Source organism: Selenomonas sputigena (assembly GCF_026015965.1).
In the GTDB taxonomy this organism is placed as follows: Bacteria; Bacillota; Negativicutes; order Selenomonadales; family Selenomonadaceae; genus Selenomonas.
Genome location: NZ_CP110383.1, coordinates 1,686,338 through 1,702,742 on the forward strand (window position 1 = coordinate 1,686,338; position 16,405 = coordinate 1,702,742).

A 16,405-nucleotide genomic window follows, 5' to 3' on the forward strand; every position below is an offset into this window, starting at 1 on the left:
CCGAGCGAGTGCTTTTTCTTATGGACTCTTCCAGTCTAGTCAAATTTCCTATCGTAGAGCAACGCCGCGATCAGGACGACGAAGCACGAACCGGCATTGTGCACGAGCGCGCCCGTCGTAGGATTGAGCTCCTGCATGAGCGACAGGACGATGGCGGCGAAATTGATGCACATCGATAGCGTGATGCTGAGCTTGATCGTCGTCGCCGTGGCATTAGCGAGGCGCTTGAGGTAGGTCACCTCGCCAACATCGTCGCGCATCAGCGCTATGTCGGCGGCTTCGACGGCGATGTCGCTTCCCATCGCGCCCATAGCCGCGCTGACGTCAGCACACTTCAAAGCGGGTGCGTCGTTCACGCCATCGCCAATCATCAGAACTTTGCGCCCCTTTTCCTGCAGTTTCCTGACATGTGCGACCTTATCTTCGGGCAGAAGCCCCGCATGAACCTCGTCGATTCCGACTTGGCTCGCAAAGTAGGCGGCGGCTTCCTTGTTGTCGCCCGTCAGGAGCACGGTGCGCACATCCATAGCGTGCAGGCGCTCGACCATCGCCTTCGCCTCGGGGCGCAGCGTATCGGAGAGGGCGAGCGCACCGATGCACCGCTCCCCTTCCGCCGCGAGCACGAGCGCCTTGCCTTCGGCGCGCAGACGCTCCAAAGCTTCACGCATCGGCGCTTCCAACATGACACCGTTTTCCGCGAGGTAGCTCTCGCTGCCGCATAAGAGTTTTCGCCCTGTGACCTTTGCAGAGACGCCCCTGCCCGCCGTCATGCGAAAATCTTCCGACGGCGCAAGCACGATGTCCTGCGCCTTCGCATGGGCGACGATCGCCTTGCCCAGCGGATGCTCGCTCCTCGCCTCAGCGGAGGCGACGATTTGGAGCAATTCCTCTTCTTTGACAGTTTCAGCAAAGGGCAGGACATCGCTGACGGAAAGTTTGCCACAGGTCAATGTGCCCGTCTTGTCGAAGGCGATCGTATCGACCTTGCCCATCTTTTCCAAGGTCTCGCCCGATTTGATGATGACGCCGCGCTTCGTCGCCTGACCGATCGCCGCCATGATCGCCGTGGGCGTCGCTAAGACGAGAGCGCACGGACAGAAGACGACCATCAGCGTGACGGCAATGATGATGTTCGCCGTCACAGCATAGGCGCCGACGGCGAGCACGAGCACGATGGGCACGAGCCAACTCGCCCAGCGGTCGGCGATGCGCTGCATCGGCGCCTGCTTCTCCTCGGCTTCCTGCACCATGCGGATGAGCCTTTGCAGAGAACTCGATTCGCCGACCTCCTTCACTTCGACATCGACCGAGCCGAAGCAGTTGAGCGTGCCGCAGAAGACCTCTTCGCCCATGCCCTTGTCGACAGGCAAGGATTCGCCCGTCATGACGGACTGATCGACGGAAGTCTCGCCTGCGAGAATCGTGCCGTCCACGGGAATCCGTTCGCCGGGCAGGATGCGCAGCACATCGCCGCGCACGATCTCTTCGAGCGCGATCATTTCCTCCATGCCGTCTCGGATTCTCCGGCCCTGCGTCGGCGAAAGCGCGAGGAGATTCTTCAGACCTTTCTTCGCACGCTCCGTAATCGCCTCTTCAAGAAGTGCGCCGAGCGCCATGATGAAGGCGACCTCGCCCGCCGCGAAGAGATCACCGATGGCGATTGCCGCAAACATCGCCATCGAGATCAGAAGCGCCGATGAGATCTTGCTGATGCCGCGATTGTAAATGATGCGCCAAACGGACAGATAGAGCAGCGGAATGCCGCAGATGACGACCGTAACCCATGCGGGGTCGAACGGCAAAATCTGCATGGGCGCCGCTTCCGCGCCGAACTCCTCCATCACATGCGGCACGAGATCGAGCAGCAGGAACGCTGCCGCCACGAGCGTCATGGAAAGGCTCGCGAGAAAATCGTTGAGCTTCTTGAGAAGCGCCGCCGCACTTTGCAGTCTGGAGCAGCCATAGCCGCTTGGCTGCAAAGGTTTCTTTCCCTGCACCGCATTCGCCTCTGCCATAAAGATCCCCCATTTCCTTATTCCTTGACAAGGTGACATCCTCTTTCGTACAATAAATGCAATAAAGAACATAGTGTTCTTTATTATTCTAAGCAAACGTCCGCAAGAAAACAACGGATGATTGAAGCACCGCGTTTCTTACGGAACATCTCGATAGATTTGTACGGCGAGGGGGATTTATGGACAGACGACAGAAAAAGACGAGGGCGGCGATCTTTGCCGCTTTCAGCGAGCTTGCAGCGAAGAAGCGCTACAACAAGATCACGGTGCAGGAGATCATCGACAGCGCCGACATCGGACGCACGACTTTCTACGCGCACTTTGAGACGAAGGACGATCTCCTCAAGGCTCTGTGCGAGGAGCTTTTTGGTCACATCGTCGGCAGCGCGATGGACCGCACGCACACGCACGGGCTGTACTCGGACAGCGATGCGCCCCACTCCGTTTTCCTGCACCTCCTGCAGCATCTCGAAGAGAACGACAGCAATATCCTCGGACTGCTGTCGTCCGCGAGCAGCGACATCTTCCTGCGCTACTTCAAGGACAGCTTGAAGGAGCTCGTGCGCCTGCACATCGTCGCGCATGGAAGGGAAAATCCTGCCGTGCCGCAGGATTTCCTCGTCAACCACATCACGGGCAGCTTCGTCGAAATGGTACTGTGGTGGATCAAGGGCGGCCGGAAGATGAAGCCCGAAGATCTTGACCGCTGCTTTCGCGCCGTGATCGAGCCGATTCTCTAGCATGAAGGACGCAAGTATCACTGGCTAGAAGAGATTTTTAATGCTATAATGACAGAAAGAAGGTGAGTTCGTGCAAAAAGAGGAACAGACTTCAGAAAAAGATCATACACTTCCTTACCAAAATCCAATCTACGACCAACACGCCAAACGTCTACTTTCACAAAGAGCCATCATGGCGCGCCTTCTCAAACGAACCGTACCAGAATTTGAAAAAGTCTCCATTTCCGACATCGCCGAAAAATACATCGAAGGCACGCCGCAAATCAGTGAGATTCCTATCGACCGAGATAAGACGAATACGGTGAGAAAAACTCCTAAAGAAATCTTTGGCGATGCCACGGAAAACGTCGCCATCACCGAAGGTTGGATTCGCTTCGACATCTTATTTCGCGCACGCGTCCCAAAATCAGGAGAATTGATCACATTGATCGTCAACGTCGAGGCGCAGAGAACACAGCGTAGGTCGAAACTCGGCTACGCACTTTTACGTCGTGCCATTTACTATGCCAGTCGCTTGATTTCCTCACAAAAGGAAACCGAATTTACTGGGTCTTCCTACGATGATATCAAGAAAGTTTACAGCATCTGGCTCTGCATGGATTCCCCCAACGGCAAAAGCGCCATCAATCGCTACGAACTGAATGAACATCACATTCTTCACTGCCATAAGGAAAATCGCGTCGACTATGACTTGATAAGCATCATCACGATCCATCTTGGAGACGAGCAGCAGCTAAACGAGGATTGGCTCATCCGTTTTCTAAAAATCCTATTCAAGGATACAAAGACGTCTCCATCAGAAAAGAAGAACCTACTAAAAAATGAATTCGATCTTGATACGACTACAGATATAGAAGAGGAGTTGAAGACGATGTGCAACCTGAGTACAGGCATCTATGAGCGGGGCATGGAACGCGGTATGGAGCGCGGTATGGAGCGCGGCATAGAAAAAAATCGCTTGGAGACAGCACTTTCTATGCTCAAAGAAAATCTTCCCCTCGATATGATTGCCCGAATTACAAACCTATCACTGGACAAGATCAAATCCTTGCAAAAAGAACATTCGATACATTGACAGCCTGCGCCCCTTTTGCTAAAATGGTACAGCAAGTCACGGAGAGGTGTCCGAGCGGTTTATGGAGCCGGTCTTGAAAACCGGTGATGCAGCGATGCACCGTGGGTTCGAATCCCACCCTCTCCGCCATGATGAAATAAACGACGCATAGATAAAAAGACGGGGCATGAATCTTCGGATTCATGCCCCGTCTTTTTTGAGGTTGCTTACTTGTCGTAGGATGTCTTTGTCGCATCGAGACGCGCGATGGCGCGGCGCAGAGCTGCTTCGGCACGCTGGAGGTCGATCTCCTTCGATGCCGAGGCGCTGCGGAACGCCTCGATGCGTTCCTTGGCGCGCCGGTAAGCGCGCTGGGCGCGGTTGATATCGATATCGATCGGCTCTTCGGCGGCCGAGGCGAGCACCGTGATCTTTTCGGGCTGCACTTCCATGAAGCCCCCGGAGACAGCGATGAGTTCTTCGCGGTCGGGGAACTTCACATGCATGGCATGGGGCAGCAGTCCCGTGACAAGCGGCGCGTGATGTGGCAGGATGCCGAGTTCGCCGCCCGTCGAGCGCACGATGAGCATGGCGATGTCGTCGCTGTAGACAACTCGGTCGGGGGAGACAATTTCGAGCTTGATGGAAGCCACGAATCATCCCTCCTTTTTGATCTTGTCCGCTTTTTCGATGACCTCGTCGATGTTGCCGACCATGTAGAACGCGTTCTCGGGCAGATCGTCGTACTTGCCTTCGAGAATTTCCTTGAAGCCGCGGATCGTTTCCTTCAGCGGCACATACTTGCCGGGCGAGCCCGTGAAGACTTCGGCGACGGCAAACGGCTGCGACAGGAAGCGCTGGATCTTACGCGCACGCGCAACGGTGAGCTTGTCCTCGTCGGAAAGCTCTTCCATGCCGAGGATCGCGATAATGTCCTGCAGTTCCTTGTACTTCTGAAGCACCGCCTGCACGCCGCGCGCGACTTCGTAGTGATCCTCGCCGATGACGTTCGGGTCGAGGATGCGCGATGTGGAATCCAAAGGATCGACGGCGGGATAGATGCCGAGCTCGGCGATCTGGCGCGAAAGAACGGTCGTCGCATCGAGATGCGTGAACGTCGCTGCAGGCGCCGGGTCCGTCAAGTCGTCGGCAGGCACATAGACCGCTTGCACGGACGTGATCGAGCCTTTCTTCGTCGAGGTGATGCGCTCCTGCAGAGCGCCGACGTCCGTCGTCAATGTTGGCTGATAGCCGACGGCGGAAGGCATGCGGCCAAGAAGAGCCGAAACCTCGGAACCCGCCTGAATGAAACGGAAAATATTGTCGATGAAGAGCAGCACGTCCTGCCCCTGCACATCGCGGAAGTATTCCGCCATGGTAAGCCCCGTCAGAGCGACGCGCATACGCGCTCCCGGCGGCTCGTTCATCTGACCGTAGACGAGTGCCGTCTTGTCGATGACGCCCGACTCCGTCATTTCTGACCAGAGGTCATTTCCTTCACGCGTACGCTCGCCGACGCCGGCGAATACGGAGTAGCCGCCGTGCTCGGTCGCGATGTTATGGATAAGCTCCATGATGAGAACCGTCTTGCCGACGCCCGCGCCGCCGAAGAGACCGATCTTCCCGCCGCGCGAGTACGGGGCGATGAGGTCGACGACTTTGATACCCGTCTCAAGGATCTGCGTCGACGTCTCCTGCTCATCGAATGTCGGCGCCGGACGATGGATCGGCCACGACTCCTTGTTGCCGACGGGAGCGGGATTGTGGTCGACCGTGCGGCCGAGCACGTTGAAGACGCGCCCGAGGCACGCATCGCCGACGGGCACCTTGATCGGCGCGCCCGTGTCTTCGGCTTCCATGCCGCGCATGAGACCGTCCGTCGAGCTCATGGCGATGCAGCGTGTGACGCTGTCGCCGAGATGCTGCATGACTTCGACGACGAGGTCGATGTCGAGGTCTTCCACCTTACCCTGGATCGTAATGGCATTGAGGATGGCCGGCAGCTCTCCCGCTGGAAATTCGATATCTACGACAGGTCCGATGACCTGTACCACTTTACCTTTAGCCAATGCTAAACCTCCTTACTTCAAGGCTTCCGCACCGCCCACGATCTCGGTGATCTCGCGGGTTATGCCAGCCTGACGCACTTTGTTGTAGTGCAGGTCGAGCTTACGGATGAGTTCCTCGGCGTTGTCCGTCGCGTTGCTCATCGCGTTCATGCGGGAGCTGAGTTCGCTCGCGGCGGACTGCAAGAGCGCCGCGTACACCGTCGTCACGAGGTACTGCGGCAACAGGAAGCCCAGGACTTCCTCCGCCGACGGCTCGTAGAAGTACTCCGCATGAGGGCCTTCCTTCGCCTCGCCGAGCCCTCTAAAGGGCAGGAGCTGCATCGTTTCCGGCACACAGCTGATCGACGAGATGAAGCGCGTGTAGACCATGTGGATCTCCTTGATGCCGCCTTCGGTGAAGCGATTCGTAAGATCTTGGGCGATCGTGCGCGCTTCTTCGTAAGTCGGACGCTCGCTGATGCCGATGTAGGATTCCGCGACATCGAAGCCTCTGTGCTTGAAATGATCGCGCGCCTTGCGGCCCACGGTCACAAGCGTCGTCTTCGACTTGTCTTCAACGAGACTCGCGACGAGCTTGAATACGTTGCTCGAATAAGCACCCGCAAGCCCTTTGTCAGCGGCACAGACGAGATAGAGCGTCTTGCCGTCCGGATGCGTCTCCAACAGCGGATGGCTGAAATCGCCGGCATTCGCCGCGATGTCCTTGACCACCTGGACCATCTTCTCTGCGTAGGGGCGGTTGTTCGTCGCCGCATCCTTGGCACGGCGCAGCCTTGAGGTCGCGATCATATTCATAGCGTTCGTGATCTGCTGGATGCTTTTTACGCTCTTGATCCTTCGGCGTATATCCTGCAAGCTAGCCAAAATGAATCACCTCGCTATTATTCTTTGACCCTGTAAGAAATCGTCTCCTTGAACTCCTCGATGCACTTCTTGATCTCGGCTTCCAAAGCATCGTCGAGCTTCTTCTGCTCAGCGACTTTCTTGCCGACATCGGCATGGCTTGCGTGCATGAACTTGATGAAGTCCTCCTGGAACTTGACGACTTTCTCGACGGGGATGTCCGCGAGGAAGCCGCGCACCGCCGTGAAGAGCACGAGCACCTGATCCTCGACGGCGAGCGGCGTGTACTGCGGCTGCTTCAAAGTCTCGACCATGCGTGCGCCGCGATCGAGCTGCTCCTTCGTCGCCTTGTCGAGGTCGGAACCGAACTGCGCGAAAGCAGCGAGCTCACGGTACTGTGCAAGGTCGAGGCGCAAGGTGCCCGCGACCTGCTTCATCGCCTTGATCTGCGCCGAGCCGCCGACGCGCGAGACGGAGAGGCCGACGTTGATAGCCGGGCGGATGCCCGAGTAGAACGCGTCGGTTTCGAGCATGATCTGACCGTCTGTGATCGAGATGACGTTCGTCGGAATGTATGCCGAGAGGTCGCCTGCCAGCGTCTCAATGACAGGCAGAGCCGTGATGGAGCCTGCGCCAAGCTCATCGGAGAGCTTCGCCGCGCGCTCTAGAAGGCGCGAGTGCAGGTAGAACACGTCGCCCGGATAGGCTTCACGCCCCGGCGGACGGCGCAGCAGAAGCGACATCGCGCGGTAAGCGGCGGCATGCTTCGTCAGATCGTCGTAAACGCAGAGTGCATGGCCGCCCTTGTACATGAAGTACTCCGCCATGGCGACGCCCGCGTACGGCGCAAGGTACTGCAAGGGAGCGCTGTCCGCCGCCGTCGCAGCGACGACGATGGAATATTCCATCGCGCCGGCATCTTCGAGCGTCTTGACGACGCGTGCGACCGTCGACGCTTTCTGGCCGATGGCAACATAGACGCAGATGCAGTTCTGTCCCTTCTGGTTGAGGATCGTATCGACGGCGATCGCCGTCTTGCCCGTGCCGCGGTCGCCGATGATGAGCTCGCGCTGGCCGCGGCCGATCGGCACGAGGCCGTCGATCGCCTTGAGGCCTGTCTGCAGCGGCTCATGGACGGACTTTCTGTCCGCGATGCCCGGCGCGGAGAACTCGACGGCGCGATGCTCTGCCGCCTGAATGGGTCCCTTGCCGTCGATCGGACGCCCGAGAGCGTCGACGACGCGGCCGACCATGTTCTCGCCGACCGGCACCTGCATGATCTTCTTCGTGCGCTTGACCGTCGCACCTTCCTTGATTTCCGTGTCGCCGCCCAAGATAACGGCGCCGACGTCGTCCTGATCGAGGTTCAGGGCAAGACCGTATACATCATTGCCGAAATCGAGCAGCTCGCCTGCCATGGCTTTCGTGAGGCCGTGGATATGGGCGATGCCGTCACCGATCTCGATAACAGTGCCGACATCATCGACGTTCAGATCGACGTTGTAGTTCTTGATCTGGTCTTTGATGATGGCCGTTATTTCTTCCGGATTCATTTTCATCTTATGCTGTCACCCCAATTTCTCACTTGTTCGCCAGTATCTCGGCGCGCAGTGCTGCAAGTCTGCCCTGTACGCTGCCGTCGATGCGCTTGTCGCCGATCTGGGCGATCGCACCGCCGATGATGGCGGCGTCGATGTGCTTCCTGAGCTTCACGCTGCGCCCCGTCGCCTTTTCGAGCTTTTCGGCAAGAAGCTTTTCCAGCGCTCCCGTCAACGGATGCGCCGTCGTGATGTCCGCGACGACGATGCCCTGCGCCTCGTTGGAAAAATCTTGATACTGAGCATCTATGACCTCCAGAAGGTCCATGCGATGCTTGTCGATCAAGAGCATGATGAAGTTCTCAATATCCGAGGAGAGTTCGCCCGAGAAAATCTTCTTGAACAGCGATTTCTTTGCTTCAGGCGGCACCTGCGGATTCGTTGCGAAGCCTCGGAGCATCGGCTCATCGAATACGGCGCGCGTCACGCCCGTGAGTTCTTCGCCGTACTCCTTGAGTTTCTTCTCATCCGCGGCAATCTCGAAAATGGCGCGCGAATACTTTTTCGCCAGTTGCAGATTCAGCATGAGAGATCACCAAGCTTTTCGTTGCCGAGTCGATCGGCGAACTCGGCGATGAGGCTCTCGTTCGCCTTCTCGTCGAGGTTCTTCGCGATGACCTTGCTCGCCGCCGCCATCGAAAGGGCAACGACCTCGGCGCGAAGCGTCTCCGCTGCCGCGCGGCGCTCGCGCTCGATCTCCTCCGCCGCAGACTTCTTCATCTGCTCAATATCGCGCTTCGTCTTCACGACGCTCTCATCGCGCTCTTCCGCCGCCTGACGCGAAGCGGAGTCGATGATGCTTTGCGCCTTGACGCGGGCGCTCGCGAGCTGATCCTCGTATTCCTTCTTGAGGGCTTCGGCCTTTTCCACGTCCTCGTCCGCTTTGGCGAGGCTCATTTCGATCTTCTTCTGACGCTCCTGGAGCATGTTGACGATCGGCTTATAGGCAAAGGCGCGAAGCAGCACGACAAGAATCAGGAAGTTCAGGATCTGAGCCGCAAGGGTCCAATTTATATCGATCAATTTGCTGTACCCCCTTTTCTGTGATAGAGAGAATTTATGCTCTCCTTATTTCGTCAGAAGCGGGTTCGCATAGAGCATGATCAGGGCAACAACCGTCGCGATGATCGCCATAGCCTCGATCAGACCGACGGAAATCAGCGTGTTCGTGAAGAGGGTATTCTTCGCCTCTGGCTGACGCGTGATGCCTTCGATGAAACGAGCCGTGACAAGACCGTCGCCGATGCCGGCGCCGATCGCGGCAAGACCCATCGTAATACCTGCGCCAATCAAAGCGGCTGCTACCATAATCGCGTTTTCCATGAAAAATTTCCTCCTTAAAATACAATACAAAAACAGAAAGGAACCATCCCTGTCACTTTCAATGCTCCCCGCCTGCGCGGATGGCTTCCGCCGCATCAAGCAGAGCACCGCCCTCGCTCATGGCGTTGACGCCGTGTCCATGATCTTCTCCCTCACTTGCATGGAAAGAATTTGACAGGTACGCTATCGAAAGCATTGTAAAAATGACGGCCTGCACCATACCGATGAAGATACTGAAAGCAAGCCAGAGGACGGACGGCACAGGCATCCAAATCGGCAAGAGCTTCAGCAGGATGATGATGAGTATCTCGCCTGCAAGGATGTTGCCGAATAGACGAAAGGCCAGAGTAATGGGCTTCGCTAATTCCTCAATGATATTAAGGATGACGAAGACGGGTGTTGGCTGAAAGAAGTGCTTGATGTACTTCATGCCTCCCATATAGAGGCCCAGGCCATGCACCAAGGCGACGACAAAGAGCGCAAGCCCCAACGTGGTGTTCAAGTCATTCGTCGGCGACGCCATCTTCGGCACGAGGCCGATCCAGTTGGAAACCAAGAGAAACATGAACAAGGTGATGATCATTGGCGCGAGCCAGCGACCTTTCGGTCCGAGCGTCGCATCCATCTGCTCATGCAGCCACACGACGACCATCTCCAGCACATTCTGCCAGCCCGAGGGAATGAGCTGCAAATTGCGCGTCGCGAGAATCGCGATGAGAAGGACGACCGCCATGGTGATCCATGTCATGATCAAGGTTTCCTCATTGAAGGTCATGCCGGCGAACTGAATAACTTCGCGAACACCGATTTCATGCATGTTTAACTACCTCCCTTTCGGATAAATCTCGGAGAGGGCCGAAAAGCATCTCCCCGGAAAGCGCGGATTCAGTCCGCCTTTCCCTTATCGGTCTTTTTCGAGTGCGAGCAGCATGATGTGGAGCATCGTCACGACGTAGCATAGGGCAAAGCCCGAAACCACAGTGAAGAACACCTCGGTCGAGATCTGCACAGCAGCCCAGAACACGATAAAAATCGTGACGAGCCGCAGAACGAATCCCTGCTGCATCTCGCGCTTGGCGCGTTCGGCGGTCAGCGTCGTGCTCCGCCATGTGCGCCATACGAGATTCCACAGACAGACTGCCGCCGCCAGATAGCCGATGAGCCATGCGCCAATGAGACCCGCGCGTCCGCTGGCGGCGAACGAAACGAGCGCCATGAGCGCAAAGCCAAGAAGCCATGCAGCGAGCCGCTTCGCATATACCGATAAGACTTCCCTCACATATTCCTCCTTCGGCAAAAAAGCGCCGTGGTGCGAATATCATTGTAAGAAATCGCTGAACATCTCAGCATTCCCAAACCGCCGCATCATTTTCTTTAAGGAACCACTGATAAATTCAGTGTTTCCTTAAAAAAACCTTTGCAGCTATTTTACTGTTTCGACAAAAGAAGCCATTCCCCTGCCGAAAACAAGCGGAAATCGCCATAAAATTAAAGAATGATAAAATAGTTAAAAATAGACAGCAATTATATAAACAATATCTATCTTTTTATAAATAAATAATCAATATAAATTATAGCAAAGTTCATAAATTCATCTTGTCAATATTCGCAGCAGAGACTCACCTTGGCTTCTCTCTTTGCAGCGACGAAATGGCAAGCATTTTCCGCTATACGAAAGCACGACGTTATACCTATGTATCGCAGAAAAGAGAGATACACTTAAGCATCTTTTAAGTTTTCTTGAAAAATTTTCTTATTTCTATATTCCTTCATGCACCGCGCGAAAACTGCCCGCGACATCGTCAGCGCATACGGCGCACGCGCCGATAGACGGAAAAGAGGGCGAGCGGAAACCCCACGAGGATTCCCGCAAAGATTCCCTTGTGTCCCAAAGAGAAGGCCTCATCCACCAGGCTCCCCGCGTACATGCAAACGCCGAGAACGGCGCAGAAGAAGATACCGATGCCACTCAAAAAGATGTAGGCATCGAGCGCTTGACGGAACGCACCTTTTTCCTTCGGCGATGTTTGCCGTTCCATCAGCAAGCAGAGAAGATGTCGGGCTTTTCATGGGAAAGACCCGCATGGTAGAGAATCGCCTGAATGATACGGCGCGCGGCCTCACCGTCTCCGTAAGGATTGCAGGCGCCGCTCATGCGCTGGTAAGCAGCGTCGTCGGTCAGAAGTTCTTTCGCTTCTCGATAGACGTGCTCCTTATCCGTACCGACGAGACGCACCGTCCCCGCTTCCACGGCTTCGGGCCGCTCCGTCGTATTGCGCAGCACGAGCACTGGCTTGCCTAGCGCCGGCGCCTCCTCCTGCACCCCCCCTGAATCCGTAAGAATGAGGTGCGACCGCGCCATAAGGTTTGCGAACGGCTCGTAGTCCAATGGATCGATGAGGTGGACGCGATCAAGGCCGCCGAGTTCTTCGCGGGCGACTTCGCGCACCTTAGGATTCTTGTGCATAGGGAATACCGCTTCAATGTCGGAAAATTCCTCGACAAGCTCCTTGAGCGCCTTATAGACGTGGCGCATCGGCTCGCCGAGATTCTCACGCCGATGCGTCGTCACGAGCACGATGCGCCGCCCTCCGCCGCCGAGGCCGTCGAGCAGCGCATCGTCGAAGGAAAAATCCTCACGCACCGTCTGCTGCAGGGCGTCGATGACCGTATTGCCCGTGACGAAGATGCGGTTTTCATTCACGCCCTCGCGCAGAAGATTCGCCTTTGCCGTCATCGTCGGCGCAAAATGGAGGTCGGCGATCGCTCCCGTGAGCTTGCGGTTCATCTCCTCGGGAAACGGTGAATACTTATCCTGCGTGCGAAGCCCCGCCTCCACATGGCCGACTGCCGTCTGATGATAGTAAGACGCCAAAGCACCTGCAAACGTCGTCGTCGTGTCGCCATGCACGAGTACGATGTCGGGCTTCTCCTTCGTGAGAACGCCATCGAGTCCAAGGAGAGCCTTCGACGTGATGTCGAAGAGCGTCTGTCCCTGCGCCATGATGTCGAGATCGTAGTCGGGCGTGATGGAAAAGAGCGAAAGCACCTGGTCGAGCATCTCGCGATGCTGCGCCGTCACGGCGACGAGCGGCGTTATCTCTGCCTCATGTTTCTTGAGTTCGAGCACGATCGGCGCCATCTTGATCGCCTCGGGGCGCGTGCCGAAAACCGTCATGACCTTGATCTTCTTCATAGGTTTGTTCTCCTTTTCCCTCACTGGAACGAACGCGTGGAAAGTGTGGCAAAAACTCCGCCCCGCATCAATGCGTCTGGGCGGAATCGTTCATGCGGAAGATGCCGAGCTTCTTCGCGCCGAAGAGCACGGAGACGACGACTCCGGCGAAGATGAGGAGCGCGATGCCGCCCGAAACCTCCGTCAAAGCGACGGCGCTGAGACCCAAGAGGGCACTTATAATGTACATTAAGAGCACCGCCTGACGCTGCGTAAAGCCGAGGTCGAGCAGGCGATGATGCAGATGTCCCTTGTCCGGCTTGAAGATCGGCACGCCGCCGCGATAGCGGCGCACGATGGCAAATGTCGTGTCCATGATGGGGAGCCCGAGCGCGAGAATCGGCACGATGAGAGCGATCGTCGCCGCGCTCTTGACAGCGCCGATGACGGAGATGCCCGCGAGCATGAAACCGAGGAACATGCTACCCGTGTCACCCATAAAGATCTTCGCCGGATTGAAGTTGTAGAAAAGGAAGCCAATGGCAGCTCCCGCAAGCGCCGCCGTCAGCACGGCAACGAGCGCATAGCCCTGCTGCAGGGCAACGAGACAGATGGTCACAGACGCGATGGTGGCGACGCCCGCCGCCAAGCCGTCGAGGCCGTCGATGAGATTCACGGTATTCGTCAGACCGACGATCCAAAAGATCGTCGCGGGTATAGCAAGATACTCTAGGTAAAGATAATCGCCGAACGGATCGGTGATGAAGTCAATGCGCACATCGAAAGCGACGAGCACGCAGGCACAGACGATCTGCCCAAGGAGCTTGACCTTCGCGGGCAGATTCTTGTAGTCATCGATGAGTCCCAGAAGCACGATGAGAGAGCCGCCCGTCATGAGTCCTGCCAGTTCAGTCAAAACCTCATCCGAAAGCTCCCCGTAGACCATAAAGCTGAGCATCGCGGCCATAAAGGCGATGTAGATGCCGACTCCGCCAATGCGCGGTACCGGCTTCTTATGAACCTTACGCGCGTCCGGCGCATCGAGCGCCCCCGTTTTTTTCGCAAAAAAAATGACCGCCGGCGTCACGGCAACCGCGACAACCATGGCGACGAGGAACGCCAAAACGTGATTCGGCATGGAAAACAGCACCCCTTTTATATACCCGCAGGACGCCTCCAAAAGCGTCACCGTTTCTTTTCAACAGCCACTCCACTTTTTCATGAACCATTGTATCATGAAAGCCCAAGAAGTCAAGCCCGCAGGGCGCAGGCTGATTGAAAAGCCCGCCGGCGCGAAGCACCGGCGGGCAGTCAAACACAGAACAAAAAACTTAATTTCCCGGCTCGATCAAGGCGTACTTGCCGTCCGTGCGGCGATAAACGACGTTGATCTCCTCCGACTCAGCGTTACGGAACACGAAGAAGTTGTGGTTCAAGAGGTTCATCTGCATGATTGCCTCCTGTACATCCATAGGCTTCACGACGAAGCGCTTCGTCTTCACGAGCGGGAACTCGCCTTCCTCCTCCTGTACGGGAATCGCACCCATCTGCTGGACGGCCTCTTCTTTGAAACCGCCGCCGCGGAAACGCTTGGCAAGGCGCGTCTTCTGCTTGCGGATCTGACGCTCAAGCTTCTCGACGACGAGATCGATGGAGGTGTACATATCCATCGTGGCCTCCTCGCCCCGGAGCAGAACACCACCCGGGATGGGCACAGTGACTTCGACAATATGGCGTCCTTTGGAAACCGTGAGGAGCACCGAGATTTCGCCCACCTCGTCAAAATACTTCGTGATTTTGCCGACACGCTTCTCGACATAGTCCTTGAGCGATGGGGTGATCTCAATGTTTTTCCCTCGTACCGTGAATGTGGCCATAGTGACATGTCCCCTTTCCTGTATCTTCTGCTGTATATATTCTCTCTCCGCTCGCAAAACCCTTCTTTTGGAAAAGAATGTTTCTGAAAATTTTCACGAGGGTCATCCAATGCGTTTTCACTGGCTGCCCCTCCGCTCCACGTGCCGGCCTTCGATTTGTCTTTCAGCGACTCGTTCCCCTCGCTTGAAAACAAAAGAACCGGCTCCAAACGGAGCCGGTCTTTGCCAAACTTCAGAAAACGCGTGGTTCAATCAACGTTCTCTGAGGGAACACGATATGCTTTCGCGCAGCTTACGCCGTCTTCACGACATTGGAAGCCTGCGGGCCGCGTGCGCCTTCGACGATCTCGAATTCTACGCCCTGACCCTCAGCCAACGTCTTGAACCCATCGCCCTGGATTGCAGAGAAATGGACAAAAACATCATCGCCGTCTTCCCTCTCGATGAAACCATAGCCCTTTTCTGCGCTGAACCATTTGACCTTACCAACCATAGTAATTCCTCCTGTTTCTTGGTGTGTTGCAGAACCGCGCCTGATACTCACGCAATTTCATTATAGACCCTACCATCTAATCTGTCAATCAAATAGGAGGAAATGATTACGAGGACGCCATATTTTTTCTAAAATCTCAAGCAACGCGCCATCGCCGCGCGCACGATGCTCTCTGGCACATCGTCTCGCACGCAGACCTTGCCGATGCCTTCCATGAGCACCCAGTTGACCTTGCCGTCGACCGTCTTCTTGTCGTGGAAGATCGCCGCATAGAGGCCTTCGACCGTGCAGCCTTCGGCGAACAGTGGCAGTCCCAGACGCTCTGTCAGACGGCGCACGCGCAGGACGTCGGCATCATCGATCATGCCGAGTGCCTCACTGATGTACGCCGCACCCAAAGAACCGATGGCGACAGCCTCGCCGTGATTGTAGCGCGCATAGCCCGTTTCCTTCTCGATGGCATGAGCGATGGTGTGCCCGTAGTTCAAAATGCGGCGCAGGCCCCCTTCCTTCTCGTCCTTAGCGACAACCTCCGCCTTGATTTCGCACGAGCGCTCGACCATGAAGAGCGCCGCATCATGCGAAAGGCGCAGTGCGTCTGCCGCATGATCTTCGAGAGCGGCAAAGAAATCTGCGTCAAAGATGATGCCATACTTAATGATCTCGCCGAGTCCCGTGCGGATCTCGCGCTCGGGCAGAGTGGCGAATGTCGCGAGATCGGCGAAAACGGCGGCGGGCTGGTAAAAAGCGCCGATGAGATTCTTGCCGAGGCGATGGTTGACGGCGACCTTGCCGCCGACGCTTGAATCGACCTGCGCGAGAAGGCTCGTCGGCAGCTGCACGAAGGGAACGCCGCGCATGTACGCCGCAGCGATGAATCCTGCGAGGTCGCCGACGACGCCGCCGCCCAAGGCGAATACGGGCGAGCGGCGATCAAGTCCCAGCTCGATGGCGTGCGTAAAAATCTCATCTGCAACGGCAAGCGACTTCGAGGCTTCGCCTGCGGGCACGAGATGGAGCGCAGGTTCCAATCCCGCCTCGCGCAAGGCTGCCAATGTCCTCTCGCCATAAATCTTCCCGACATTCTCATCGGAGATGACGAGCGTCTTGTGCGAGAAATTCTGCGCCCTTACGAAATCGGAAATTTCCGGCAGAAGATTCTCGCCGATAAAGATGTCGTAACTCGCTGCGCCAAGTTCCACGCGCACCTTGTGCATC

Annotated in this window: 18 protein-coding genes and 1 tRNA gene; 3 read left to right on the plus strand and 16 right to left on the minus strand. The window is 56.5% G+C overall.

The features are described 5' to 3' along the window. Positions 1-35: 35 nt before the first annotated feature. Positions 36-2,015 carry a heavy metal translocating P-type ATPase gene (locus OL236_RS08265; protein ID WP_265070243.1) on the minus strand — a complete coding sequence of 660 codons (1,980 nt, stop codon included), beginning with the start codon at positions 2,013-2,015 and terminating at the stop codon, positions 36-38. 179 nt (positions 2,016-2,194) lie between these two features. On the opposite strand from OL236_RS08265, the gene OL236_RS08270 reads away from it, so the two are divergent. From OL236_RS08270 to OL236_RS08280, 3 genes are all read left to right on the plus strand, one after another. After that, positions 2,195-2,755 carry a TetR/AcrR family transcriptional regulator gene (locus OL236_RS08270; RefSeq protein WP_265070244.1) on the plus strand — a complete coding sequence of 187 codons (561 nt, stop codon included), beginning with the start codon at positions 2,195-2,197 and terminating at the stop codon, positions 2,753-2,755. 70 nt (positions 2,756-2,825) lie between these two features. Beyond that, entirely contained in the window at positions 2,826-3,830 is a 1,005-nt protein-coding gene (locus tag OL236_RS08275; RefSeq protein ID WP_265070245.1) for a nuclease, read from the plus strand. A 40-nt stretch (positions 3,831-3,870) separates the two neighbouring features. Then, positions 3,871-3,959, plus strand: a tRNA-Ser gene (locus OL236_RS08280). A gap of 77 nt (positions 3,960-4,036) precedes the next feature. Here OL236_RS08280 and OL236_RS08285 read toward each other — a convergent pair. From OL236_RS08285 to aroB, 15 genes are all read right to left on the minus strand, one after another. Then, positions 4,037-4,462, minus strand: a complete 426-nt coding sequence (locus OL236_RS08285; protein WP_265070246.1) for a F0F1 ATP synthase subunit epsilon — start codon at positions 4,460-4,462, stop codon at positions 4,037-4,039. A gap of 3 nt (positions 4,463-4,465) precedes the next feature. Continuing rightward, positions 4,466-5,878, minus strand: coding sequence for a F0F1 ATP synthase subunit beta (gene atpD, locus OL236_RS08290; protein WP_265070247.1), 1,413 nt, complete (start codon positions 5,876-5,878; stop codon positions 4,466-4,468). A gap of 12 nt (positions 5,879-5,890) precedes the next feature. Further along, positions 5,891-6,742, minus strand: coding sequence for an ATP synthase F1 subunit gamma (gene atpG, locus OL236_RS08295; protein ID WP_265070248.1), 852 nt, complete (start codon positions 6,740-6,742; stop codon positions 5,891-5,893). A 17-nt stretch (positions 6,743-6,759) separates the two neighbouring features. Next, on the minus strand, positions 6,760-8,280 hold the full coding sequence (gene atpA, locus OL236_RS08300) for a F0F1 ATP synthase subunit alpha (protein WP_265070249.1): 1,521 nt from the start codon (positions 8,278-8,280) through the stop codon (positions 6,760-6,762). A gap of 22 nt (positions 8,281-8,302) precedes the next feature. Beyond that, entirely contained in the window at positions 8,303-8,845 is a 543-nt protein-coding gene (atpH, locus tag OL236_RS08305) for an ATP synthase F1 subunit delta (RefSeq protein WP_006191018.1), read from the minus strand. Further along, positions 8,839-9,342, minus strand: coding sequence for a F0F1 ATP synthase subunit B (gene atpF, locus OL236_RS08310; RefSeq protein ID WP_006191016.1), 504 nt, complete (start codon positions 9,340-9,342; stop codon positions 8,839-8,841). Before atpF ends, atpH begins: the two co-directional genes overlap by 7 nt. 45 nt (positions 9,343-9,387) lie before the next feature. Next, a complete protein-coding gene (gene atpE / locus OL236_RS08315) occupies positions 9,388-9,642 on the minus strand; it encodes a F0F1 ATP synthase subunit C (protein ID WP_009647169.1) in 255 nt (84 codons plus the stop codon). A 58-nt stretch (positions 9,643-9,700) separates the two neighbouring features. Continuing rightward, positions 9,701-10,459 carry a F0F1 ATP synthase subunit A gene (gene atpB, locus OL236_RS08320; RefSeq protein ID WP_009647180.1) on the minus strand — a complete coding sequence of 253 codons (759 nt, stop codon included), beginning with the start codon at positions 10,457-10,459 and terminating at the stop codon, positions 9,701-9,703. A gap of 84 nt (positions 10,460-10,543) precedes the next feature. Next, the gene (locus tag OL236_RS08325; RefSeq protein ID WP_265070250.1) at positions 10,544-10,921 is read right to left on the minus strand and encodes an ATP synthase subunit I; all 378 of its coding nucleotides are present in this window, start codon (positions 10,919-10,921) and stop codon (positions 10,544-10,546) included. Positions 10,922-11,444: 523 nt separating this feature from the next. Further along, a complete protein-coding gene (locus tag OL236_RS08330; protein WP_265070251.1) occupies positions 11,445-11,681 on the minus strand; it encodes an AtpZ/AtpI family protein in 237 nt (78 codons plus the stop codon). Continuing rightward, positions 11,681-12,838 (minus strand): non-hydrolyzing UDP-N-acetylglucosamine 2-epimerase, encoded by a 1,158-nt coding sequence (gene wecB / locus OL236_RS08335; protein ID WP_265070252.1) that lies wholly within the window; start codon positions 12,836-12,838, stop codon positions 11,681-11,683. Before wecB ends, OL236_RS08330 begins: the two co-directional genes overlap by 1 nt. 67 nt (positions 12,839-12,905) lie before the next feature. Next, positions 12,906-13,955 (minus strand): MraY family glycosyltransferase, encoded by a 1,050-nt coding sequence (locus OL236_RS08340; RefSeq protein WP_009647185.1) that lies wholly within the window; start codon positions 13,953-13,955, stop codon positions 12,906-12,908. A gap of 193 nt (positions 13,956-14,148) precedes the next feature. Then, positions 14,149-14,694: a ribosome hibernation-promoting factor, HPF/YfiA family gene (hpf, locus tag OL236_RS08345; protein ID WP_006190997.1), complete on the minus strand. Its 546-nt coding sequence runs from the start codon at positions 14,692-14,694 to the stop codon at positions 14,149-14,151. A 292-nt stretch (positions 14,695-14,986) separates the two neighbouring features. After that, on the minus strand, positions 14,987-15,187 hold the full coding sequence (locus OL236_RS08350) for a cold shock domain-containing protein (RefSeq protein ID WP_006190995.1): 201 nt from the start codon (positions 15,185-15,187) through the stop codon (positions 14,987-14,989). 128 nt (positions 15,188-15,315) lie between these two features. After that, the gene (gene aroB / locus OL236_RS08355) at positions 15,316-16,404 is read right to left on the minus strand and encodes a 3-dehydroquinate synthase (protein ID WP_265071809.1); all 1,089 of its coding nucleotides are present in this window, start codon (positions 16,402-16,404) and stop codon (positions 15,316-15,318) included. Position 16,405 lies beyond the last annotated feature (1 nt).